Raw genomic sequence first — 22,530 nt, forward strand, 5'->3', positions numbered from 1 at the left:
AAGTAAATGAAGCAACGTATGATAATTAATTAGTTAATAAATTTTCAAGATTTTATGTCTATCGCAGAAGCCGATTTGCACGATGCACTAAAAAAGTATTTTGGATTTAATAAATTTAAAGGTCTCCAAGAAGGCGTTATTAAAAGTGTTTTAGAAGGGAATCACACCTTTGTGATAATGCCCACAGGTGGTGGCAAATCATTATGTTACCAGTTACCAGCATTAATGGAAGAAGGTACTGCTATTGTGGTGTCTCCGCTTATAGCACTCATGAAGAATCAAGTGGATGCCATTAGAGGTGTTTCAAATGAAGATGGTATTGCACATGTTTTAAATTCATCACTTAATAAAACCGAGGTAAAGCGCGTTAAGGAAGATATTACCAACGGTATTACAAAGTTGCTGTATGTAGCCCCAGAATCGCTAACCAAAGAGGAGAATGTAGAGTTTTTACGTAGTGTGAAAATCTCTTTTATGGCAATTGATGAGGCACATTGTATTAGTGAATGGGGGCACGATTTTAGACCAGAATACCGCAATCTAAGACATATTATTGGTCGTATAGGAGACAATATCCCTATTATAGGTTTAACCGCTACGGCAACACCAAAAGTGCAAGAAGACATTATTAAAAACCTTGGTATTTCTGGGGCAACAACTTTTAAGGCATCTTTTAATAGACCAAATTTATTTTACGAAGTACGCCCAAAAACCAAGAACGTAGATGTAGATATTATTAGGTTTATAAAGCAGAATGAAGGCAAATCGGGGATTGTATATTGCTTAAGTAGAAAACGTGTGGAAGAGTTGGCACAGGTGCTACAGGTAAACGGAATTAAAGCAGTGCCATATCACGCTGGTTTAGATGCCAAAACACGATCTAGCCATCAAGACATGTTTCTAATGGAAGACGTGGATGTGGTTGTGGCAACCATTGCCTTTGGTATGGGTATAGATAAGCCTGATGTACGTTTTGTAATCCATCACGATATTCCGAAAAGCATAGAAAGTTATTACCAAGAGACAGGTCGCGCCGGTAGAGATGGTGGCGAAGGCCATTGTTTGGCATATTACGCTTACAAGGACATTGAGAAACTCGAAAAATTCATGTCTGGTAAGCCGGTTGCGGAACAAGAAATAGGCCATGCGCTGTTACAGGAAGTAGTTGCTTTTGCAGAAACGTCTATTTCTAGGCGTAAATTTATATTGCATTATTTTGGGGAAGAATTCGATAACGCTACGGGAGAAGGTGGCGATATGGACGATAATGTGCGCAACCCAAAAAAGCAGGTAGAAGCTAAAGACAATGCTAAAATATTATTAGAAATTGTAAAAGGTACTAATGCCAAATACAAATCTAAAGATCTTGTAAATGTTATTGTTGGTAAAGAAAACGCACTTATAAATTCCCATAAAACAAACGAACAACCGTTTTTTGGTAAGGGCAAACATGAGGATTCTAAATATTGGATGGCACTTTTGCGACAATTGCTAGTTGCTGGCTACTTAAAAAAGGATATTGAAACCTATGGTGTTATAAAATTGAATCCGGAAGGCAAAGAATTTATAAAAAATCCAAAGTCATTTATGATGACAGAAGACCATGTGTTTGATGAAAAACAAGACGATTCTGGTATCATTACCAATGCTAAAGGCGGAGGAGGTGTAGCCGATGAAACCCTAATGGGCATGCTCAAGGATTTACGAAAAAAGAATGCTAAAAAGCTAGGTGTCCCGCCCTTTGTTATCTTTCAAGATCCTTCTTTGGAAGATATGGCGCTCAAGTATCCTATAACAATTTCAGAGCTAAGTAATGTGCATGGTGTGGGCGATGGCAAAGCCAAAAAATACGGAAAAGATTTCGTTACGCTTATCGCCAATTATGTTGAAGAAAACGATATTACACGTCCAGACGATCTTGTTGTAAAATCCACAGGGAGCAACTCTGCAAACAAATTGTACATTATTCAAAATGTAGATAGGAAGTTGCCTCTAGATGATATCGCCTCCTCAAAAGGCATGTCTATGGAAGACTTTATTAAAGAAATGGAGGTTATCGTATTCTCGGGTACTAAACTTAACATTAGCTATTGGATTGATGAAATTCTAGATGAAGACCAGCAAGAAGAAATACACGACTATTTCATGGAATCGGAAACCGATAGCATTGACGAAGCAATAGAGGAATTTGATGGGGATTACGACGATGAGGAACTACGCTTATACCGTATTAAGTTTATAAGCGAGGTAGCTAATTAAGAAAAAACCAAGGTTTTATTTTATTTGGGCGCTATCTTGTAGGGTCGGGTTTGGCGTTTATTTTAAAGGTAGCCAAAGGCTATATCTCTTTTAGAACGTTGTTGCTAGGGGTAAGCTTTAACTTAAGTTCTATCAAAACTTTAAAAAGAATGCTGTCACAATACCCTGCTCGGGTATTTCTGATGCCTTTTTAATTTTTATGATGTCTCTCAATTTCTTCTTCACTTAAGCGCAAAAATCTAGCAGCATTATTATAGAGAATATCTCTTTTTTGGGAGTCTGTTAAAAAAGGAGCTTCATTAATCACAAAAATAGATCGTTCTATGACACCAGGCCAAACCATTTGGTCAGAACCAAACATAACTCGATTACCAAAACCTGCATCAACGATTGCTTTAAGCCACTTATAAAACGCTTCCCTTGGTTGAGTGAAAACAATTACGCCTACATCGAGATGAACTTGCGGATGTGCGTACAAAACAGCAAGGAGATCATCGAGCATTGGATATCCACCGTGCATTATGTAAAGCCTAAGTTTAGGGTGCTTAACTAACACCTCTTCTAAAGTAAGTGGACTGTGCATACTAGCTCGATATTTTGAAGCCCCCAAGTAAATGACACCTGGAGGTCCAGGTCCTACATGTATACCTACTGGAATATCTATCTCTTCGGCCAATGCAAAATATGGTTGCAGTTTTTCATCATTAGGGTATATTCCTGCATATTGAGTTGTCAGCTCTCCTAAAACCATTAATTCACCTTTTTCGTGGAGCGATCTTAAAGAATCGGTTGAAGGTGTATTTGAATTAATTGACATTTCGATGGCTGGGTACAGACGATTAGGTTTTAGGGAGCGCCATTTCGCAACACGATCAACAGGTCCACTCAATACACCGTATATGTTCCACTTATCCAATACATCAAACGTCTCCTGCATTAATGCTTCATCCGTTGTTGGCGACCATACAGGATTATCGCACGGTGGTTCTTTTAGCATGCGTAAAAAAACATCAGAATATGGTTCAATAGGATCCCAAACAGGCATTGGATAAATAGGAGTGCATATGGCAACAGGTGGTGGGCCTTGTCTGTCAACAGGGTGTGCATGTAGTTGCATATCTATAATTGGAAGATTCTCTTGCCCCAAAATTGGTTGCACATAAATGCCTATAAATAAGAATAAAAGTATAACCTTCATTTTATATTATTTTTATTAATACGCTCTGTGAATTGCTGTGATTACCTACATATAGGGGGCTCAGGCATATTAGTCATCAAACGAAGATAGACCAAAATTTCCATAAAGTCAAGTAGTTCGTTTTATCATCTGCAGTGTTTTTGCGCTACAAAAATGCTAAAACATCAATCTAAAATCCCAAATCCTTCCTATATTTGCACCTCATTAAAAATCAATACAATGCAAGACGGATTATACGCAAAATTCAATACATCAAAAGGTGAAATACTCGTAGCGTTAGAGTACAAAAAAACACCGGGAACGGTAGGAAACTTTGTGGCTTTGGCTGAAGGTAATTTAGAAAATTCGGTAAAACCACAAGGCACACCATACTATGATGGATTAAAATTCCATAGGGTAATTCCAGATTTTATGATACAAGGTGGATGCCCTAACGGAACAGGTGCTGGAAACCCAGGTTATCAGTTTGATGACGAGTTTCACCCAGATTTAAAACACGATGGTCCAGGTGTGCTGTCTATGGCAAATGCAGGTCCTGGGACTAATGGAAGCCAGTTTTTCATCACGCATACAGAAACCGCTTGGTTAGATGGTAAACATACTGTTTTTGGAAAAGTAACCGAAGGACAAGACGTTGTTGATGCTGTTGCGCAAGGTGATACTATTGAGCATTTAGAAATTGTAAGAGTAGGAGCAGAGGCAGAGGCCTTTAATGCTATAGAAGCGTTTAGGACATTTGAAGGGTCTAGAGAAAAACGATTAGCCGAAGAACGTGCAAAACAAGAAGCAGAATTAGAAAAAGTAGCTGCTGGATTTGAAAAAACCGACAGTGGTTTGCGTTACCAAATTATTCAAAAAGGTGATGGTGTTAAAGCTGAAAAAGGTAAAACGGTTTCCGTACATTACAAAGGGCAACTTATGGATGGTACTGTTTTCGATTCGTCATACAAAAGAAATCAACCTATAGATTTTCCATTAGGTGTTGGTCAAGTAATCTCAGGTTGGGATGAAGGTATCAGCTTATTAAATGTTGGTGATAAGGCACGTTTGGTAATCCCAAGTCATTTGGCATATGGGAGCCGTGGTGCTGGCGGTGTAATTCCACCAGATGCTAATTTAATTTTTGACGTAGAGTTAATGAATGTTAAGTAGAGTTACCACAACAACATAAAGATTTAAAAAAAAGTACCCACTAAGGGTGCTTTTTTTAATTCTGACCTCATGGACGTTTAATTACTAATTTTATCGAGTATTTTTAATCAATTAATGCGGTGTGCGTAGTTTTGCGTAGTGGTAAGTATTAAAGAAACAACGTTATATCCTGAAGTTCTCAAAGAGCTTAATTATTCTTTTGGGGATGTGTTTATCTTTTCTGGTTTTGTTGTTTCCGAAATTAAAAGTGGAGTGAATTTAAGCTGTAAACAACATGCAAAACATATTGTAGATGATGTATCTTGTTATTTGGGTACAGATGGGAGTGACATAATTTATATCTCCAACCGCATTAATTCTTATGCTGTTATGGCAGTAGATTGGTTAAAATTCTTTAAAAGTAGCTATTACTTAAAAGCATATTATATTGTTTCTAATAGTCCTACTAGCAAAATTAGCATCATGGTGGAAAACTTGTTTTTCAACAATAAAATAAAAAGCTTTAGTTCTTTGTTTGAAGCTGTAAATTGGGCAAAAAATGGGGCTGTAGAAGTTGCCTAATCATAATTATTACTTTATTTTAGAAGAGTACTTTTAAAACAAAATTAGGTGACAGCGGAAGCACTAGAACAGTTAAAATATCCTATCGGAAAATTTGAATGCCCTTACCCAATAACCGAAGCTGATATTTTAGATTGGATTTCAACGTTAGAAAAATTTCCCATAAAATTTGAAGCTTTAGTGAAACATCTTACTAAAGCTCAATTAGATACTCCTTACAGGCCAAATGGATGGACGATTAGGCAAGTTGTGCACCATGTTTCAGATAGTCATCACCACAGCTATACTAGATTTAAATGGGCATTAACTGAAGATAGACCCCTTATTAAAGCCTACAATGAGGCAGATTGGGCAGAACTTTCGGATAGTAAAACTGCACCGATACAAATGTCTATCGAACATTTAAAGGCTATTCATTATAAACTCGTGCATTTGTTGAGAAGTTTGTCGAATGCAGATTTAAAGAAGAGTTTTATTCATCCTGAAACCAAAACCGAAGTATTTTTAGACTATAATATTGGTAATTATGCGTGGCATAGTAATCATCACTATGCTCATATAGAGCACCTTTTAAAACGTAAAGGCTGGTTATAAATGATAAGACCGTTACATAAGAACGACACACATGCGTTACTGAATATTTACAATTATTATGTAATGAATACAGTAGCGACCTTTGATATTGAAGCATTAAATTTTGAAGTGTTTAATGAAAAAATTCAGAGTATAAATGCTGAGTATCCTTTTTTGGTTTACGAAGACGATAATACCATTTTAGGATTTGCTTATGCTAGTAGGTTTAGGCCTAAACCGGCTTATAATTTCACCGTAGAATCTACGATTTATGTAGACCATAAGGCACATGGTAAACATATAGGGTCTATGCTTTATAATGCACTTATTGATGAACTAAAGAATACCGATACACATACCGTACTAGGTGTACTAACCATACCTAATGATGCTAGTGTAAAGCTTCATGAAAAATTTGGTTTTAAGGCAGTAGCACACTTGAAGGAAGTGGGCTTAAAATTTGGAAAATGGCATGATGTTGGAATTTATCAGCTTAAACTTAACTAGGGTTATCAGGACAAGGAAATTTATGTCAGTTTAAGTGATTTTATTTCGATTTTAATAGAGAGAAATAAAATTGTAACGAAAATAAAATAAATTTTGACCAATAATGTTCTCGATACTAAATTCTTTCAGAATTTCACTCGAAATGACAGGTATAAAATATTATTTTTAAGATCTTAAACCTTCCATTTTATATTACAACCAATACTTGGTTTTTGAGGCGCTGTATTTTCTTTACCTTTAATCAAACAATCCAAGGCGTGTTTTAAATCATTTCCTGTTAGTGGAATACCATTTCCAGGTCTGGAGTCGTCTAGCTGCCCTCTATAAACCAATTTTAACTCTGAATTAAAAAGATATAAATCAGGAGTACAAGCAGCATCATACGCTTTAGCTACATCTTGTGTTTCATCGTATAGGTATGGAAAAGGATAGCCTTCGGTTTTGGCATGAATCTTCATTTTATCAGGACCATCCTGTGGGTAATTTTCAACATCATTACTAGAAATGGCAATAAAGGCTATGCCTTTAGATTGGTAAGTTTTAGCGATAGCTACCAATTCAGAATTCACATGGATTACAAAAGGACAGTGGTTGCAAATAAAGAGTATCACCGTGCCATGTTCACCTTTTACATCATCTAAACTTAAAAATTTATCTGAAACAGTGTCTAAAAGTGAAAAATCTGGGGCCTTAGTTCCTAGTGGAAGCATATTTGAAGGTGTTCTTGCCATAATTGATATGATGTTTGTTCAAATTTCGTAATAATTTATATCTTTAAAAAATGAGCGAAGCAATATCTTTTGAAGATTTCACTAAAGTTGATTTACGCGTGGGAACCATTATTGAAGTCAACGATTTCCCCGAAGCGAGAAATCCTGCCTTTCAACTCACTATTGATTTTGGGGATTTAGGTATAAAGAAATCATCGGCTCAAATAACTGCGCTGTATGAGAAAAAAGATTTGTTGCACAAACAAATTGTTGCGGTAGTTAACTTTCCTAAAAAACAAATTGCCCAATTTATGAGTGAGTGTTTGGTTATGGGGGCTGTTAATGGTAAAGATGTTGTTTTACTCAATCCAGAGATTAAAGTAAAAAACGGCAGTATCGTTTCTTAGTTATTGTAATAACTTTTTGATAGAATAAAAAAACCGCTATGATTCATAGCGGTTTTTTTAAATATGTTAAAGTCGAGGTTTAAATGTCGTCAAAATCAATATCAGTGAAACTCTCAGTTGGTTTTGTGTCTTCCGTTGATGTTTCAGATTCAGAGTTTTCGTAATCTTTTTTAAAGTCTTTTTGATGACGCTCGCTAATAACTTCGTTGCCTTTTTCACTTATAATGTAGTCTGTCATTTCAGCAAGAATCTCCTTAAATTCTGAAAAATCTTCCTTATATAAATAAATTTTATGTTTCTTATAGTGGTAAGAACCATCATCGTTTGTAAACTTCTTACTTTCAGTAATTGTTAGGTAATAATCATCAGCTTTTGTAGCTCTTACATCAAAAAAATATGTGCGTCTTCCTGCTCGTAATACTTTAGAAAAAATTTCCTCTTTCTCCATCATGCCGTTGTGATTCATTATAATTTAAGATTAATTTAATAACTTCTTGTTAACATCAAAAATCTAAAAAAAACCGAAACTAACCAACATTTTTTAATTATTCTTTTCAGAAACCCGTATTTATTGTGCAAAATTCAACGTTTTTGTAAAGCGATGATATAACTAGTTGACCTTGTTTTCGTTGGTTTCGCTTAGTTGTTTTAAATAGAGATGTTGGTAATAGCCATCAATATCAATAAGGGTATCATGCGTACCGGCTTGCACAATTTCACCATCTTCCAACACAATAATTTTATCTGCATTTTTGGCAGATGACACCCGATGGCTTACAATAATCGTTGTTTTTCCTTGTGATATTTTAAAGAGATTTTTTAGTATTTTTTCTTCTGTCTCAGTGTCTACAGCAGACAAACAATCATCAAAAAGAAGAATTTGAGGTGATTTAATAATAGCTCTTGCAATGGATACACGTTGCTTTTGTCCGCCAGATAGTGTAATGCCACGTTCGCCCAAAACCGTATCGTAGCCTTTATTAAAGCTTATGATGTTTTTATGTACCTGTGCGTTTTTAGCAGCTGCAATAACCTCCTCATCTGTGGCGTCCTCTTTTCCAAATTTAATGTTGTTTTTTATAGAATCTGAAAACAGAAATGCATCTTGTGGGACATATCCAATACTTTCCCTCAAGTCTGATAGATTGTGGTTATGTATTTGAATACCATTCAAAAGAATTTGCCCTTCATCAATATCGTAAAGCCTACCAACCAAATCTAAAATTGTAGACTTTCCAGACCCTGTTTTTCCTAGAATAGCTAAGGTTTCACCAGCTTTAATATCAAAAGAAACGCCTTTTAACGCTTGAATATTAGTATCATCATATGTGAATGAAACATTTTTGAATGAAATATCACCAGTAATCTTGGTATGGCCTTCTACTTCATTTTTAATTTCAGGCTCAATCTTTAAAAACTCATTAATACGTTTTTGCGATGCTTCAGCTTGTTGTACAATTGAAGTCACCCAACCTACAGTGGCTACAGGCCATGTAAGCATATTAACGTAAATAATAAACTCCGCAATGGTTCCCAAACTTTCAATTTCACCACTAATGTATTGCATACCGCCTATGTAAATAACAAGAAGGTTACTTGTACCGATGAGTAAAATCATCATTGGAAAAAACAATGCTTGCACCTTAACAAGATGTAACTGCTTTTCTTTACTTGTGGTGGATAAGGCGTCGAAATCACTTGAGATTTTTGGTTCAATACCATACGCTTTAATTACCGAAATTCCACTAAAGGACTCTTGGGTAAATGTGGAAAGTTTAGATAAATATTCCTGTACTATTGTGCTGCGTTTATGAATTTCTTTACTTAGTTTATAAATAATAACAGATAGAATTGGTAATGGTATAACGGTATAAAGGGTTAAAGTAGGTGCTTGGTTAAACATGTAAATTAATGCAATAACAAAAAGAGTTACCGTATTGATGCTGTACATAATTGCAGGACCAGCATACATACGAACTCTACCTACGTCTTCACTAATACGGTTCATCAAATCACCCGTTCTATTCTTTTTATAAAAGTTGAGCGATAGTTTTTGGTATTGGGCATAAACTTCATTTTTCAAGTCATATTCAATGTAACGCGAAACATTAATAATGGTTTGTCGCATTAAAAACGTAAAAAGGCCTGCAATAATCGCCGCTCCAATAATATAAAGAATCGCTTCAAGCAACTCTCCCCTTATCTGTTGTTCGTTTAGCCCCGCTTTATTTTCTATAATTTCAAAAATACGCCTGATGTAGCGCGGTGTAAAGAGCAAAAAAATACGGGCTACGATAGTAATTACAACCCCAATAAGTAAATGGGTTTTGTATTTTAAAAAGTATTTATTGAGGTGTTGGAGTTCTTTCACTTGTATTTGGAAAACGAATAGCAAATATACATCAATAAAAGCATATTAAAATCACCACTGCCTTTCGGAACTGTTAAATAATAGCTAAAAGAAATTAACTATAACAAATGCTTAAATAACCATATGAATTAGTAAAATAGTTTTATTTTTGCCTCCATAAAAGGTAAAATAGACATTATACGTTTTAATTTAAGTTCTTTGTAATGATGCTAAACAGACGACATATTCGTGTAAAAGTAATGCAGACCATTTATGCTTTTAATGGTAGTGAAAGTGACGATTTAAAAAAAGATGAAAAATTCCTGCTGTTTAGTATAGAGAACATGCACAATCTTTATCTGCTTATCATGTCATTATTGCTTGAAGTGCAAAAGCGAGCAGCACAGGACTTAGAAAAAAAGCAAAAGAAACATTTAGCAACTTCAGAAGACAAAAACCCTAACAGAAAATTTGTAAACAATCAGGTGTTTCAAGCTATTCTTGAAAATGAAACATTAAAAAACAGTTTAGAACATAATAAGACGATTAACTGGGACCTAGACAGTGAGTATGTTGATATTGTTTTTAAAGCGATCGTTAAGAGTGAAGTATATCAGGATTATATGCGAACACGAACATCAGATTTCAAGGAGGACAAGGATTTCTTTATTGATGTATTTAAGGAGATAATTGCACCCAACGATAAACTTTATGATTATATTGAAGATAAAAACTTAACATGGTTGGATGATTTGCCAACGGTAAACACTACCATTTTAAAACTCATAAGGAAATTAAAACCTAATAGTGCTGAGGCACATTTTAGTCCTAAGTTATATAAGGATTCAGAAGACAAACAATTTGCAATAGATTTATTCAAGAAAACAATTTTGAATGCTGCAACTATAAACGAAGAAATTGCACAAAAAACCAAAAATTGGGATGCTGATAGAATTGCAAATTTAGATTATGTTTTGTTGCAAATGGGCATTTGCGAGTTACACTACTTTCCGTCTATTCCGGTAAAGGTTACAATTAACGAGTATTTAGAGATTGCAAAGGAATATTCCACACCTAAAAGCAGCATATTTATTAACGGTATTTTAGATAAATTAGTTAAAGAATATAAAAAAGAAGGGAAGTTGAACAAAGTTGGTCGTGGGTTGATGTAAAAGAATCCCTGTTAATAAGCTATTAAAAGTTTTTAAACAGTTAAATAATTGCTATTTTTGACACACCAAATCATATAAATAAAAGAATTATGAGAAAAGTAATTTTAGGTTTAAGCACATTATGTTTAGTAGCGTTTACAAGTTGTAAAGAAGATGCTACTAAAAAAATAAGTGAAACAAACGTAGCTAAGGCTGCACAGAGAGATGCTGTATCATCAAAATTCCCAGTATTAACTTTTGATAAAAAGGAACACGATTTTGGTGAAATTGAAGCTAGAACACAAGTAGAGACTGTTTTTAAATATAAAAACACTGGTGAAGCACCGTTGGTTATTACAGATATAAAAAGTACTTGTGGGTGTACTGTACCAAAAGACTGGAGCAGAGAGCCTTTAGCTCCAGGTGGAGAAGGTCAGTTTACTGTAAAGTTTAATGGAAGCGGCACTAACAAGGTTTCTAAATCAATTAATATTACAGCTAATACCGAAAGTGGTAGAGAAAGTGTAAAAATTACGGCGTTTGTTAAGCCAGATCCAAATAAAGCTAAACCAGCACAAAGTTAAAATATAAAACATGGGAGAAGGAGGTTTTGGCAGTTTATTGCCATTTGTATTAATGTTTGTGGTTATTTATTTCTTTATGATAGCCCCACAAATGAAACGCGCAAAGAAAGAAAAGAAATTTGCTGCCGAATTGAAAAAAGGCGATAGAATTGTTACCAAAAGCGGTTTGCACGGTAAGGTTGCGGAGCTTAATGATAAAGATAACTCGTGTATTATCGAAACTTTGGCAGGAAAGCTAAAATTTGATCGTTCTGCGATTTCTATGGAGATGAGTTCTAAACTTAATGCCCCGGCAACAGCTAAAAAATAAAGTTCTTAAAAGACTTAGATTTAAAAGGCTTTCCAATTTGGAAAGCCTTTGTTATATGAAAAACTTAACAGTTTTTGTACTTATCGTGCAGACCAGCACCATTGAGAATCAGCGGAATAATTTTTTCTAAACGTTTTTGTTTAGTGGTTTCTCGTTTTGCTGTGGCTATATATTCGCAATATTCGCGTTGTTTGTAATTTGATAAACCTTTAAAGCTGGATTTTAAATCAGAATTGTGTTTAAAAGCTTCCTCGAGCTCTTTTGGAATTTCTACTTCTTTTTTACTTCTATTAGGTTTTACTTCCTTACCTAACTTTTGGTTCTCAATTGCTTCTTTTACATATGCTAAAACTATTCTCTTATCAATATCTGCCTTAGTTTCAAAACGCATTTGCCGCATTGCTTTGGTTTTGCCATCTTGAGCATTTTGTAATATGTTTAAGTCATCTTTAAGAAATACACCATTAAAGAACCAAATTCCAAAGTGGTTTTTAAATGCACCTATCCCTAGCACATTTTTATTATGTAAGGTGTAAACGGGTAAACTCCATTTTATGGATTCCTCTAATTTGGTAGAAAGTATAATTGAACGCAAATACTCTAGAGCTTTACTGTAATGCCCGTTTTCTACTATGTATTCTTCAACAGAGCTTACTTTTTTCATTTAGCTAACTTTTCAATTAGAATGTCTCTGCGATGTTAATTCTGCAATCTTACAAATTACCTCAGTTGCTTTAATCATGCTTTCCACAGGCACATATTCGTAGCGCCCATGAAAGTTGTGCCCTCCTGCAAAGATATTAGGACAAGGTAATCCCATGTAGCTCAATTGAGATCCGTCGGTACCTCCTCTAATGGCTTTTATTAATGGAGTAATGCCTAATGCTTTCATTGCTTCCTCAGCAATATCAACAATATGCATTACAGGCTCAATTTTTTCGCGCATGTTATAGTATTGGTCTTTTATTTCGGTAGTTATTACTTCTCTTCCGTATTGCGAATTCAATTCGTTTGTCAACTTTTGCATTACTTCTTTACGTGCTTCAAAATGCCCTTTATCATGGTCGCGAATAATATATTGTAGTGTAGTTTCATCAACCTCACCATTTATATCATGTAAGTGGAAAAAACCTTGGTAGCCTTCAGTATGTTCTGGGGTTTCAATTCTCGGTAAAGAGTTAATGAATTCAGTAGCAATGTACATTGAGTTTACCATTTTACCTTTGGCGTAACCTGGATGCACAATTTTGCCTTTTACCTTTACCACAGCACTTGCTGCGTTAAAGTTTTCATATTCTAATTCACCTATTTGGCTACCATCCATTGTATATGCCCAATCAGCTCCAAATTTTTCAACATCAAACTTGTGTGCGCCTCTACCAATTTCTTCATCTGGTGTAAAGCCAACCCTAATTTTGCCATGCTTAATTTCAGGATGATTGATTAAATATTCCATTGCCGAAACTATTTCGCAAATGCCGGCTTTGTCATCGGCACCTAAGAGTGTGGTCCCGTCTGTTGTAATTAGGGTTTGACCGATGTATTGTTTCAAGTCCTCAAAATAATCGGGAGATAAAATGATGTTTTCTTTTTTATTCAGTACAATGTCTCCTCCGTGGTAATTTTCAATAGTTTGTGGATTTACATTTGCACCTGTAAAATCAGGTGAAGTATCAAAGTGCGAAATAAAACCAATGGTCGGTACCTTGTGTTCCACGTTACTAGGAAGTGTCGCCATAACATAAGCGTGCTCATCAATAGTAACTTCTTGCATGCCAATTGTTTTTAATTCTTCAGTAAGTTTATTGGCTAAATCCCATTGCTTTCCGGTGCTCGGAGTTGTGTTTGAAGTTGGGTCGGATTCAGTATCTATGGTAACGTAGCTTATAAATCGTTTTATAATGTCTTCTTTTGAAATCATTGAAATGAATTTTGCTTTAGTGTTTTGTATTGAAATAGGGAGTTATTTAGTTCATTCTAATTTACAATTATTTATTGAAATCTGTAATGAAAGAGGCGCACTTAATATCAATTTTTTATTTACAGTATTTCCACCTATTTTTGCATAAATATTACTGATGTATAAAGCACTTCTCCGACCACTATTCTTTGCGTTTGATCCTGAGAAAATTCATCATTTCACTTTTAGTCTCATAAAATTTGCATCTAAAATACCTGGATTACCAGGGTTGTTTAGAAGTTTATATGTAGTTGATGATAAACGTTTAGAGCGCGACCTTTTTGGTTTAAAATTTAAAAATCCTGTAGGTCTTGCGGCTGGTTTTGACAAAAATGCTGTTTTATACAATGAACTTGCAAATTTTGGATTTGGGTTTATTGAAATAGGAACGGTAACACCTAAAGGACAGGAAGGCAACCCTAAAAAGCGTTTATTTCGATTAAAAGAGGATAAAGGCATTATTAATAGAATGGGTTTTAATAATGAAGGATTGGAAGCTGCGATTACCCAATTAAAGAAGAATAAAGGAAAGCTAATAATTGGTGGAAACATTGGTAAAAACACCGCCACTAAACCCGAAGATTATACCAAGGATTATTTGGAATGTTTTAATGCACTGCATCCTTATGTAGACTATTTTGTGCTAAACGTAAGTTGCCCCAATGTTGGCAGTCATGCGAAGCTGAATGATAAAGATTATCTCGAGGAATTGATTGGCGCAGTTAAAAAAGCGAACAATACTTTTGAAATTCAAAAACCAATTGTTTTAAAAATAGCACCAGATTTGAATGATGGTCAGCTAGATGAAATTATAGAATTAGTAAAAAGTACCAAGCTTGATGGTGTAATAGCTAGTAATACTTCTATAGATAGAAGTGGACTGAAAGCTTCAAAAGAAATGTTAGAAACAATTGGTAATGGCGGATTAAGCGGACAACCCATTAAAGAAAAAAGCACAGGAGTTATAAAATATCTTTCAGAGAAAAGTAATAACGCATTCCCAATTATTGGAGTAGGAGGTATTCATTCTGCGGATGATGCAATAGAAAAGCTAGAGGCAGGCGCCCATTTGGTACAAATTTATACGGGTTTTATTTATGAGGGGCCTAGTTTGATAAGACGTATTAATAAGGCCATCTTAAAAACTAAAGAATAATTACTTAATAAACTGTTTTACCTCCATGTTTTTCCCGCTTATAACAGTAACGAGGTAAGAACCTTTAGGTAATTGAGACACATCTATTTGTTCGTTACCAGTAATTTTTCCTGTTAAAAAAACTTGACCAACTAAATTTGAAACAGTAAAATAATCTTCGGGATTTCTTTTTTCAGAAATGGTAGAAATATTTAAGACACCATTAGTAACAGGATTAGGAAATAATTTTAAAGTTGGTTTATTGTTGCCCTTGTCGGCAATCGCATTGCCCGTTATACTTACGCCATCAATTGCAATATCTCCACTCCAGCTATAACCACGAATTGCTCTAAAATGTATATTTATAGTTTGCCCATAAAACCGTGATAAATTGACGTATTGTGCAATAAAATCGTCTGATTGACTAGTTTGTTGCTCTCCAATTAACGCAGGAATAATATCAGCAATATAGTCGTTTTCTGTTTCTATATCCACGTGAAGTTCACCAATGTGGTCTCCATACATATGGTAGAAAAATTCTAATTGTGCGTTTTTCTGGTTAATATTAATACAGGGTGAAACGAACTCTGCAATATCACCTTCTTTTGCTCCTGATGCTTCTGTATAAATGTACTTTCCGTTACTTTTTTTACTAGTTTTATCCTTTATGGGGCCAGTGTTGCTAGATACTGTTTCTCCTGAATTTACTAACCAGTTAAATCCATTTCCAGAAAGATCAATAGCCGACCAACCATCTGAACTTGCAAAATCAAAGCTATCAAAATCTACATTTAAGGTTGCGTCTTCCTCTGTTCCAACTTTAATGATTTGAGAAAATGTTTTACTAATAGAGCCTACTTTACCTTCTTCTCCCTCCTTATATACAATATTTCCAGTGGTGATTGTTAGGGTTACGTCATAAACGCCTTTAGTATATGTATGCACAGGGTTTTGTACTCTATAGTCTGTAACATTATCCCCGTCAACATCCCATTGCCATGAAGTTGCACCAACACTGGTGTCAGTAAAATTTACGGTTAGTTCGTTCCCGCATTCTTGAAAACTATTAGCTGTAAAATTTACATTCGCAGAAGGACAAGATAAATACTGTCTGGCCGATTTATAGAATGCATAAATTCTGGCTAACTGCTGTTCTGAGAAATGAGATTTACAGCTAGGTCTCGTATAGGACATTATATTTTTTGTGTCTGGCTTGTAAACGTCGCCATGGGCATCGGTTAAACTTCCTGTATATTCACAATTGCTATTTACACAGTCGGTTGATAGTTTAGGATCTGCTGGTGTATCACAAATCATATCCCCGTCAGTATCACAATTAGAGCCATCCACCAACTCAGAAGTTAATGCATTACTATCAAGCCCATGTGTATGCATTAATGAAAAGAAATGCCCTAATTCATGCGCCAAAGATGTGCCATTTGTGCCGCAGCCATTACTCATTACTATAACATCAGAACCACCAAATGTGTTAGAATAACCACAAAGGCTAAAACCAGGAGTAACTTCAACATACTCTGTAAAATAAATATTTATAACGCCAGGGACATAGCTGTTTTCTGTTAAATCTATTTCTTGATTCCTGTTAAATTTATAATAGTAATCGTCATTATTTATATAATTTATACCATCACATAAAAAGAATTCCATGTATGCATCAGCGTAAATCACATTTAAGTCAGTAATAGCTTTGTATAATTCATCCAACTCTAAACCTCCGTTGCCGGAAGAAGAACGAATAATATGTGCTTTTACTGGAATGGAATTTAAAGACGTAGGGGTGGTGTTTTTATCTGTTTTAGATGTTTTATTTTTATCTAAAATAGAGAAATACTCATTTTCATAAACTTTAATGTTGTCTTGAAAACCTTTAAGAAATAATAATGATTCGTTATCGATTTCTGTACCGCAAAAACTTGAAGGACTCTGACCGTGAATAGATGCCCCTAACGATAAAAATATCGTGAGTACAGAAAGACTCTTTTTTAGGCAAAACTTCATGGGGCGTTTAGTTTAAATCAAAAGTACCCCATAGAGCGAAACCATTATAATAAAAACGTTAACAGTATTTTTTTATCGATAATGTGTTATTACTCTACTATCAATTTTTGAGTTTTACTATGTCCTGCTTCATTATTGAGTTTTATAAGGTAAATACCTGAAGTTAAATTTGATACATCAACTTCAAGATTTCCAATATTTCTCCTAACTAACAACGTTTTACTCAATTCACCTAAAATGTTGAAGATTTGTACACTTTTTAATTTAGCGCTGGCTATGTTTTTTAGAGTAAGAATGTCATTCACTGGATTAGGAAAAACGGTTATATTTTCAAAGTTAGAATTATCATTTGTACTTAAAACAGAAGCTAGTGTTATTGAGAGTTCGGCAACTCTAGTATTATCAAACGGGGCAACACCACTTAAGCTGGTAATCGTACCTCCGGATGTTGCAGGATTAGATAAGGAATATGTTGTACCTTCTTCCGTGCCAGCATCATAGGGAAATAGGTCTATGGTTACGGATGTTTTCCAATTACCGTTTTCTCTCAAATCTAAGCCGTTTACAACAATAATCCAGTCGGGGCTAGGTGCAATCATAGAAAGCATTGTTATTAATGGGAAATCTTCGCTTACTTGAAACCCGTTTAAAGTAATTTTATTAGTTGGTTCATTGAGAAACAAGCCACCTGCATCAAAAAACTGTTCTGCATTATTAGAATCAATAGCATTTTGCACATCAACGGTTTCAAATACATTTGAATTTCCGGTTTCAGCGATGTTTTCAACGCCAATAGTAGCGGTGCCTCCAAGCACAACAAAAGTAACATTGCTATTATGGTTAACACCTACTAAAGGAGACCAGTGTGCATTGCTACCAGGAAATGTTGTGCCTACACTGTGATTTGTTGAATTCCAATAATTTGTAAATTCAATATTATACGTGGCAACGCTTTGAGCATTACATAAAGAACAAGCAAGAAAAGTAAATAGTGTTGTAATTTTTTTCATACGAATCGTTTTTGCTGAATTATTGCATGAATGTTCAGTCGTTTGAAATTGTAACGACTTACATTCAGAAAAATAATAGTATTTTTAGCTTCTAGAATCTTAAATATTAAATGTCAAAATCCATTAAAATAATTGAATGTCCTCGTGATGCTATGCAAGGGATAAAGCAGTTTATTCCAACGGATAAGAAGGTGCAATATATTCAGTCATTATTGCGCGTCGGATTTGACACTATAGATTTTGGAAGTTTCGTGTCTCCAAAAGCAATTCCGCAAATGGTGGATACTGCCAAGGTATTATCACAACTAGATTTAAGTAAAACTACAAGCAAACTTTTAGCAATAATTGCAAATACTAGGGGTGCAACTGATGCAGCAAAACATAAAGAAATAGACTATTTAGGGTATCCATTTTCAATTTCTGAAAATTTCCAGATGCGTAATACACACAAAACCATTGCGCAATCGGTAGGTGTGCTCAATGAAATTTTAGAAATTGCAAATAGTACTAATAAAAAGGTGGTAGTTTACATTTCTATGGGATTTGGTAATCCTTATGGCGATCCTTGGAATGTTGATATTGTTGGTGAATGGACTCAAAAGTTAGCTGATATGGGCGTAAAAATATTATCATTAAGTGATACCGTTGGAACATCAAACCCTGATAGCATTTCTTATTTGTTCTCCAATTTAATTCCAAAATATCCTAATGTTGAGTTTGGGGCGCACTTGCATACCACGCCATCGTCTTGGTTTGAAAAAGTAGATGCCGCCCATGAAGCCGGATGTTATCGATTTGATGGTGCTATTAAAGGATTTGGAGGATGCCCTATGGCGAAGGATGAGCTAACCGGGAATATGCCTACAGAAAAACTCTTATCCTATTTTACTTCAAAAAATAAAAATAATTTGGACGCATTAAGTTTTGAAAGTGCTTACAATGAGGCTTTAAAGATTTTTGACAATTATCATTGATAAAATTTGAAATTACAAGGTATAAGGCAACTATAAAAGTATCTTAACTTACCAGTATCTGGTATTACAGCACTAATTTGTCTTTCTGAAAAGACCACGACTAAATTGCTTGCTAATTATTTTAAAACATAAATTATTAATTTCGAACGAAACTTTAAATTTTTCTATTAGAAGTACGACTACAGAGTGCTTGTATTAAAAAATAAACAAATAAACGATTATAAATAGCTATGTTATTATTGCCAATTTATCTAATAAATGGACTACTTTTTTTAAGTTGACTCAAATAGATAGTTAAGGTAATATTTATATTAACAAAACCTAGTGAATGGACTTCATTAATCAATGGATATTTTGTAGATTAGCAGTCCAAAAAAATTAATTAAAAATTATGTCAGATACAGCTACCCTAGAATTTAACGGTAAAAAATATGAATTTCCGATTGAAGTAGGAACAGAGAATGAAGTGGCAATAGATATAAAAACATTGCGCGGTGTTACGAATGGATTAATAACGTTAGATTCTGGTTACAAAAATACAGGTTCGTGTAAGAGTGCTATAACATTTCTAGATGGAGAAAAGGGCGTGTTAAGGTATCGTGGATACACCATCGAGGAACTTGCTGAAAAAGCGGATTTTCTCGAAGTTTCTTATTTGTTAATTTTTGGAGATTTACCAACTTCAGAACAATTAGAAAAATTCCATTCTGATATAAAGAAACATAGCGTTGTTGATGATGACGTAAAAAAGATTTTAGATGCGTTTCCAAAATCTGCACATCCTATGGGAGTGTTGTCTTCACTTACCAGTGCCTTAACAGCGTTTAACCCATCTTCAGTAAATGTAAATTCTGAAGAGGATATGTATAACTCAGTTGTTCGTATTCTTGGAAAGTTTCCCATTTTAGTTGCTTGGACTATGCGTAAAAAGTCAGGGTTGCCATTATATTATGGAGATTCTTCATTAGGATACGTAGAAAACATTCTGAAAATGATGTTTAAACAGCCCAATGAAGAGAGATATATACAAAATCCTATACTTATAAATGCACTCGATAAGTTATTGATTCTTCATGCAGACCACGAACAAAATTGCTCTACTTCCACAGTAAGAATCACAGGGTCATCACATGCTGGTTTATTTGCTTCTCTTTCGGCAGGTATTTCTGCGCTATGGGGACCGCTGCATGGTGGTGCTAATCAAGCAGTTTTAGAAATGCTTGAGGCAATAAAGGAAGACGGAGGAGATACTAAAAAGTATATGGCAAAAGCAAAGGATAAGGAAGATCCGTTCCGTTTAATGGGCTTTGGCCACAGAGTATATAAGAATTTCGACCCTCGTGCCAGAATTATCAAAAAGGCTGCGGATGAAGTTTTAGGAGATTTAGGTGTTGAAGATCCTATTTTAGATATAGCTAAAGGTTTAGAAAAAGAAGCCTTGGAAGACCAATATTTTGTAGATAGAAAACTATATCCGAATGTCGATTTCTATTCTGGAATTATTTATCGCGCTATGGGTATCCCGACGGATATGTTTACAGTAATGTTTGCATTAGGGCGCTTACCAGGTTGGATTGCGCAGTGGCGTGAAATGAGATTAAATAAAGAACCAATAGGTCGCCCAAGGCAATTGTACATTGGTGAAACACAAAGAAGTTTTAAGCCAATCGAAAAAAGATAAAAACAGTGAATATTTAGAATATTATTAAGCTTCATGCAAAAAACATGAAGCTTTTTCTTTTTTAAGCATTATTTTTAAGAATAATTTAAAATAGCGTAATTCTTCTTAGTTTTGCGACTGGTTAACTTACAGTTATAATTAGTACGTTTTAAATGATACAATTAAATATCAAAAATGAAATATCCAGATTGCGTTCAGTAGTTTTAGGAACTGCGCAAAGTAATGGCCCAATTCCAAAAATTGAAGATTGTTATGATCCCAAAAGTATAGAGCACATCAAAGCAGGTACATATCCAAAAGAAGCTGATATGATTCAGGAGATGAACTCGGTACTTCAGGTTTTTAAAAAGTATGATGTAGAGGTGTATCGTCCAGAAATTATTAAAAATTGTAACCAAATCTTCTCTCGTGACATAGCTTTTGTAATTGATGATATTATGATAGAGGCTAACATTTTACCCCATAGGGAAGAAGAAGTTCATGCTATTGACTACATATGGAACCAAGTTGCGGAAGATAAGCGCATTATTTTGCCAGAAGATTGTCATGTGGAAGGAGGTGATGTAATGCCTTGGAACGATTATCTTTTCATGGGAACCTATACAGGAGATGATTATTCGGAATTAATTACGGCCCGCACAAATATTCAAGCAGTTAATGCCATTCAAAATTTGTTTCCGAAGAAAAAGGTAAAAGCTTTCAACTTAAGAAAATCCAATACTAATCCAAGAGAAAATGCATTGCATTTAGATTGTTGCTTTAATCCACTAGGTAAGGGAAAAGCAATAATACATAAGAATGGATTTTTAGTGGAAAGCGAATATGATTGGCTCATAAATTTCTTTGGAAGAGAGAATGTTTTTGAGATAACGAAAGATGAAATGTATGAGATGTACAGTAATGTATTTTCAATTTCTGAAGATGTTATTATTTCTGAGCAGAATTTCACACGTTTGAATGATTGGTTGAGACAACAAGGTTTTATGGTTGAAGAAGTGCCTTATGCAGAAATAGGAAAACAAGAAGGGCTTCTGCGTTGCACAACTTTGCCATTGTTTAGAGATTAGCCAATACATATAAACTTAGAATAGTGAATATTAATAAAATTTTATATTAAGTAGGTTTTAACTACAATACAAATATATAGCTGTACATAACTTATCTCATATAATTATTGGGTTTTTCTAATATATACCAATCATCAAACAAAGAATGTTCAGTATGTATTCTGTAATATCCCTTAGATGTTAATAGATTAAAAATTTTATCGCGCAAATCTGTGTAGTTATGTTCCACTGTAATAACCCTAAACTTGTATTGATCAAAGTCAAAACTGTTTAAAATAATATATTCACTGCCTTCAGTATCAATTGATAAGTAGTCTATTATTTTAGGGGCATTATATTTGAGCAATAAATCGTTCAAGGAAATGGTAGTAACTGTATAGCTATTGCCAGCATTTCTTGTTTTTGAATGAGAATCGGTATCTCCATAACCTACAATGGTTGAAAGCGTATGGCTATCAGCTTCCTGAAATTGGAGAATCTCACCCGTTTTGTGCCAAACACAGTTTTTTTCTATAAATGCTGTTCTGTTTTTTTCTAGGGCATTATGCCAATACTTGCCTGGTTCAGCAAGAATGCCACGCCAGTTAAATTCTTTTTCTAAAAGAAAAGTATTGCTCATGGAAACACCATCTGTTGAACCAAACTCTACAAAAAAGCCATCTGTTTTAAAATTTAATTCCATCAGTACAAACAAGTCTTGTTTAATTTGGGCTTTTGATTTTTGTCTAAACTTTAAATAATTAGCAGCAACATCAGAAGAGTACTGCAAAATTAATTTATATTCGTTTGCTATTTTTTCATCTCTAATCAATCTGTTCAGAGTTGATGTTTTTATTAAATCATAGTTAAAACTTTTGAAGAGTTTTTTCAGGAGTTTTTTCATAGAACAGGTTAAATAGTTTTAGGGTTTCCTAAAACTTTA

22 protein-coding genes are annotated in these 22,530 nt (G+C 34.5%); 13 read left to right on the top strand and 9 right to left on the bottom strand.

Features of this window, described 5'->3' with window-relative positions; translation table 11 throughout:
• Positions 1-54: 54 nt before the first annotated feature.
• Positions 55-2,259: an ATP-dependent DNA helicase RecQ gene (locus tag BMY39_RS05750; protein ID WP_092576917.1), complete on the top strand. Its 2,205-nt coding sequence runs from the start codon at positions 55-57 to the stop codon at positions 2,257-2,259.
• A gap of 190 nt (positions 2,260-2,449) precedes the next feature.
• Here BMY39_RS05750 and BMY39_RS05755 read toward each other — a convergent pair whose 3' ends face one another.
• Positions 2,450-3,457, bottom strand: a complete 1,008-nt coding sequence (locus BMY39_RS05755) for an amidohydrolase family protein (protein ID WP_092576922.1) — start codon at positions 3,455-3,457, stop codon at positions 2,450-2,452.
• Between the two features lie 219 nt (positions 3,458-3,676).
• Between BMY39_RS05755 and BMY39_RS05760 the strand changes: the two genes are divergently transcribed.
• The 4 genes from BMY39_RS05760 to BMY39_RS05775 all read left to right on the top strand — a co-directional run bounded on the left by BMY39_RS05760 (position 3,677) and on the right by BMY39_RS05775 (position 6,250).
• Positions 3,677-4,609: a peptidylprolyl isomerase gene (locus tag BMY39_RS05760; RefSeq protein ID WP_092577736.1), complete on the top strand. Its 933-nt coding sequence runs from the start codon at positions 3,677-3,679 to the stop codon at positions 4,607-4,609.
• A 138-nt stretch (positions 4,610-4,747) separates the two neighbouring features.
• Positions 4,748-5,170, top strand: coding sequence for a hypothetical protein (locus BMY39_RS05765; RefSeq protein WP_092576925.1), 423 nt, complete (start codon positions 4,748-4,750; stop codon positions 5,168-5,170).
• 48 nt (positions 5,171-5,218) lie between these two features.
• Entirely contained in the window at positions 5,219-5,764 is a 546-nt protein-coding gene (locus BMY39_RS05770) for a YfiT family bacillithiol transferase (RefSeq protein ID WP_092576928.1), read from the top strand.
• Positions 5,765-6,250, top strand: coding sequence for a GNAT family N-acetyltransferase (locus tag BMY39_RS05775; RefSeq protein WP_092576931.1), 486 nt, complete (start codon positions 5,765-5,767; stop codon positions 6,248-6,250).
• A gap of 173 nt (positions 6,251-6,423) precedes the next feature.
• Here the strand turns inward: BMY39_RS05775 and BMY39_RS05780 are convergent, their stop codons facing one another.
• The gene (locus BMY39_RS05780; protein WP_092576934.1) at positions 6,424-6,981 is read right to left on the bottom strand and encodes a thioredoxin family protein; all 558 of its coding nucleotides are present in this window, start codon (positions 6,979-6,981) and stop codon (positions 6,424-6,426) included.
• A 50-nt stretch (positions 6,982-7,031) separates the two neighbouring features.
• Between BMY39_RS05780 and BMY39_RS05785 the strand changes: the two genes are divergently transcribed.
• Positions 7,032-7,367, top strand: coding sequence for a tRNA-binding protein (locus tag BMY39_RS05785; RefSeq protein WP_092576939.1), 336 nt, complete (start codon positions 7,032-7,034; stop codon positions 7,365-7,367).
• Positions 7,368-7,446: 79 nt separating this feature from the next.
• Here the strand turns inward: BMY39_RS05785 and BMY39_RS05790 are convergent, their stop codons facing one another.
• Both BMY39_RS05790 and BMY39_RS05795 read right to left on the bottom strand, forming a co-directional pair.
• Positions 7,447-7,833: a PUR family DNA/RNA-binding protein gene (locus tag BMY39_RS05790; RefSeq protein ID WP_092576942.1), complete on the bottom strand. Its 387-nt coding sequence runs from the start codon at positions 7,831-7,833 to the stop codon at positions 7,447-7,449.
• A 144-nt stretch (positions 7,834-7,977) separates the two neighbouring features.
• Positions 7,978-9,738: an ABC transporter ATP-binding protein gene (locus tag BMY39_RS05795; RefSeq protein WP_092576944.1), complete on the bottom strand. Its 1,761-nt coding sequence runs from the start codon at positions 9,736-9,738 to the stop codon at positions 7,978-7,980.
• A gap of 203 nt (positions 9,739-9,941) precedes the next feature.
• Here BMY39_RS05795 and nusB point away from each other — a divergent pair, with 203 nt between their 5' ends.
• The 3 genes from nusB (at position 9,942) to yajC (ending at position 11,762) form a co-directional block, all read left to right on the top strand.
• Positions 9,942-10,889, top strand: a complete 948-nt coding sequence (gene nusB / locus BMY39_RS05800) for a transcription antitermination factor NusB (RefSeq protein WP_245738179.1) — start codon at positions 9,942-9,944, stop codon at positions 10,887-10,889.
• Between the two features lie 89 nt (positions 10,890-10,978).
• Positions 10,979-11,452, top strand: a complete 474-nt coding sequence (locus BMY39_RS05805; RefSeq protein WP_092576947.1) for a DUF1573 domain-containing protein — start codon at positions 10,979-10,981, stop codon at positions 11,450-11,452.
• 10 nt (positions 11,453-11,462) lie between these two features.
• A complete protein-coding gene (yajC, locus tag BMY39_RS05810) occupies positions 11,463-11,762 on the top strand; it encodes a preprotein translocase subunit YajC (RefSeq protein WP_092576950.1) in 300 nt (99 codons plus the stop codon).
• Between the two features lie 64 nt (positions 11,763-11,826).
• Here yajC and BMY39_RS05815 read toward each other — a convergent pair whose 3' ends face one another.
• Positions 11,827-12,426, bottom strand: a complete 600-nt coding sequence (locus BMY39_RS05815) for a YdeI/OmpD-associated family protein (protein ID WP_092576952.1) — start codon at positions 12,424-12,426, stop codon at positions 11,827-11,829.
• 12 nt (positions 12,427-12,438) lie between these two features.
• The gene (gene pepT / locus BMY39_RS05820; RefSeq protein ID WP_092576955.1) at positions 12,439-13,683 is read right to left on the bottom strand and encodes a peptidase T; all 1,245 of its coding nucleotides are present in this window, start codon (positions 13,681-13,683) and stop codon (positions 12,439-12,441) included.
• A 157-nt stretch (positions 13,684-13,840) separates the two neighbouring features.
• On the opposite strand from pepT, the gene BMY39_RS05825 reads away from it, so the two are divergent.
• Entirely contained in the window at positions 13,841-14,878 is a 1,038-nt protein-coding gene (locus tag BMY39_RS05825) for a quinone-dependent dihydroorotate dehydrogenase (RefSeq protein WP_092576959.1), read from the top strand.
• Here BMY39_RS05825 and BMY39_RS05830 read toward each other — a convergent pair whose 3' ends face one another.
• Positions 14,879-16,876 (bottom strand): T9SS type A sorting domain-containing protein, encoded by a 1,998-nt coding sequence (locus BMY39_RS05830; RefSeq protein ID WP_092576965.1) that lies wholly within the window; start codon positions 16,874-16,876, stop codon positions 14,879-14,881.
• Between the two features lie 89 nt (positions 16,877-16,965).
• Complete coding sequence (locus BMY39_RS05835; RefSeq protein WP_092576972.1) at positions 16,966-17,886, bottom strand: T9SS type A sorting domain-containing protein; 921 nt, start codon at positions 17,884-17,886, stop codon at positions 16,966-16,968.
• Positions 17,887-17,996: 110 nt separating this feature from the next.
• Between BMY39_RS05835 and BMY39_RS05840 the strand changes: the two genes are divergently transcribed.
• The 3 genes from BMY39_RS05840 (at position 17,997) to BMY39_RS05850 (ending at position 21,608) form a co-directional block, all read left to right on the top strand.
• Entirely contained in the window at positions 17,997-18,860 is an 864-nt protein-coding gene (locus BMY39_RS05840; protein ID WP_092576978.1) for a hydroxymethylglutaryl-CoA lyase, read from the top strand.
• A 391-nt stretch (positions 18,861-19,251) separates the two neighbouring features.
• Positions 19,252-20,541 carry a citrate synthase gene (locus BMY39_RS05845; protein WP_092576981.1) on the top strand — a complete coding sequence of 430 codons (1,290 nt, stop codon included), beginning with the start codon at positions 19,252-19,254 and terminating at the stop codon, positions 20,539-20,541.
• Between the two features lie 152 nt (positions 20,542-20,693).
• Positions 20,694-21,608, top strand: coding sequence for a dimethylarginine dimethylaminohydrolase family protein (locus tag BMY39_RS05850; RefSeq protein WP_092576986.1), 915 nt, complete (start codon positions 20,694-20,696; stop codon positions 21,606-21,608).
• Positions 21,609-21,699: 91 nt separating this feature from the next.
• On the opposite strand, the gene BMY39_RS05855 is transcribed toward BMY39_RS05850, so the two are convergent.
• Entirely contained in the window at positions 21,700-22,491 is a 792-nt protein-coding gene (locus tag BMY39_RS05855; RefSeq protein ID WP_092576989.1) for an FkbM family methyltransferase, read from the bottom strand.
• Between the last annotated feature and the right edge of the window lie 39 nt (positions 22,492-22,530).

It is taken from the genome of Hyunsoonleella jejuensis (assembly GCF_900111025.1).
Classification (GTDB): Bacteria; Bacteroidota; Bacteroidia; order Flavobacteriales; family Flavobacteriaceae; genus Jejuia; species Jejuia jejuensis.

What these genes read in the sequence shown, in the direction of transcription:
- BMY39_RS05825 (WP_092576959.1), top strand. Translation starts at nt 13,841, where the DNA reads ATGTATAAAGCACTTCTCCGACCACTATTCTTTGCGTTTGATCCTGAG.
- pepT (WP_092576955.1), bottom strand. Translation starts at nt 13,683, where the DNA reads ATGATTTCAAAAGAAGACATTATAAAACGATTTATAAGCTACGTTACC.
- nusB (WP_245738179.1), top strand. Translation starts at nt 9,942, where the DNA reads ATGATGCTAAACAGACGACATATTCGTGTAAAAGTAATGCAGACCATT.
- BMY39_RS05805 (WP_092576947.1), top strand. Translation starts at nt 10,979, where the DNA reads ATGAGAAAAGTAATTTTAGGTTTAAGCACATTATGTTTAGTAGCGTTT.
- BMY39_RS05785 (WP_092576939.1), top strand. Translation starts at nt 7,032, where the DNA reads ATGAGCGAAGCAATATCTTTTGAAGATTTCACTAAAGTTGATTTACGC.
- BMY39_RS05755 (WP_092576922.1), bottom strand. Translation starts at nt 3,457, where the DNA reads ATGAAGGTTATACTTTTATTCTTATTTATAGGCATTTATGTGCAACCA.
- BMY39_RS05835 (WP_092576972.1), bottom strand. Translation starts at nt 17,886, where the DNA reads ATGAAAAAAATTACAACACTATTTACTTTTCTTGCTTGTTCTTTATGT.
- BMY39_RS05855 (WP_092576989.1), bottom strand. Translation starts at nt 22,491, where the DNA reads ATGAAAAAACTCCTGAAAAAACTCTTCAAAAGTTTTAACTATGATTTA.
- BMY39_RS05760 (WP_092577736.1), top strand. Translation starts at nt 3,677, where the DNA reads ATGCAAGACGGATTATACGCAAAATTCAATACATCAAAAGGTGAAATA.
- BMY39_RS05830 (WP_092576965.1), bottom strand. Translation starts at nt 16,876, where the DNA reads ATGAAGTTTTGCCTAAAAAAGAGTCTTTCTGTACTCACGATATTTTTA.
- BMY39_RS05750 (WP_092576917.1), top strand. Translation starts at nt 55, where the DNA reads ATGTCTATCGCAGAAGCCGATTTGCACGATGCACTAAAAAAGTATTTT.
- yajC (WP_092576950.1), top strand. Translation starts at nt 11,463, where the DNA reads ATGGGAGAAGGAGGTTTTGGCAGTTTATTGCCATTTGTATTAATGTTT.
- BMY39_RS05850 (WP_092576986.1), top strand. Translation starts at nt 20,694, where the DNA reads ATGATACAATTAAATATCAAAAATGAAATATCCAGATTGCGTTCAGTA.
- BMY39_RS05815 (WP_092576952.1), bottom strand. Translation starts at nt 12,426, where the DNA reads ATGAAAAAAGTAAGCTCTGTTGAAGAATACATAGTAGAAAACGGGCAT.
- BMY39_RS05780 (WP_092576934.1), bottom strand. Translation starts at nt 6,981, where the DNA reads ATGGCAAGAACACCTTCAAATATGCTTCCACTAGGAACTAAGGCCCCA.
- BMY39_RS05790 (WP_092576942.1), bottom strand. Translation starts at nt 7,833, where the DNA reads ATGAATCACAACGGCATGATGGAGAAAGAGGAAATTTTTTCTAAAGTA.
- BMY39_RS05845 (WP_092576981.1), top strand. Translation starts at nt 19,252, where the DNA reads ATGTCAGATACAGCTACCCTAGAATTTAACGGTAAAAAATATGAATTT.
- BMY39_RS05840 (WP_092576978.1), top strand. Translation starts at nt 17,997, where the DNA reads ATGTCAAAATCCATTAAAATAATTGAATGTCCTCGTGATGCTATGCAA.
- BMY39_RS05775 (WP_092576931.1), top strand. Translation starts at nt 5,765, where the DNA reads ATGATAAGACCGTTACATAAGAACGACACACATGCGTTACTGAATATT.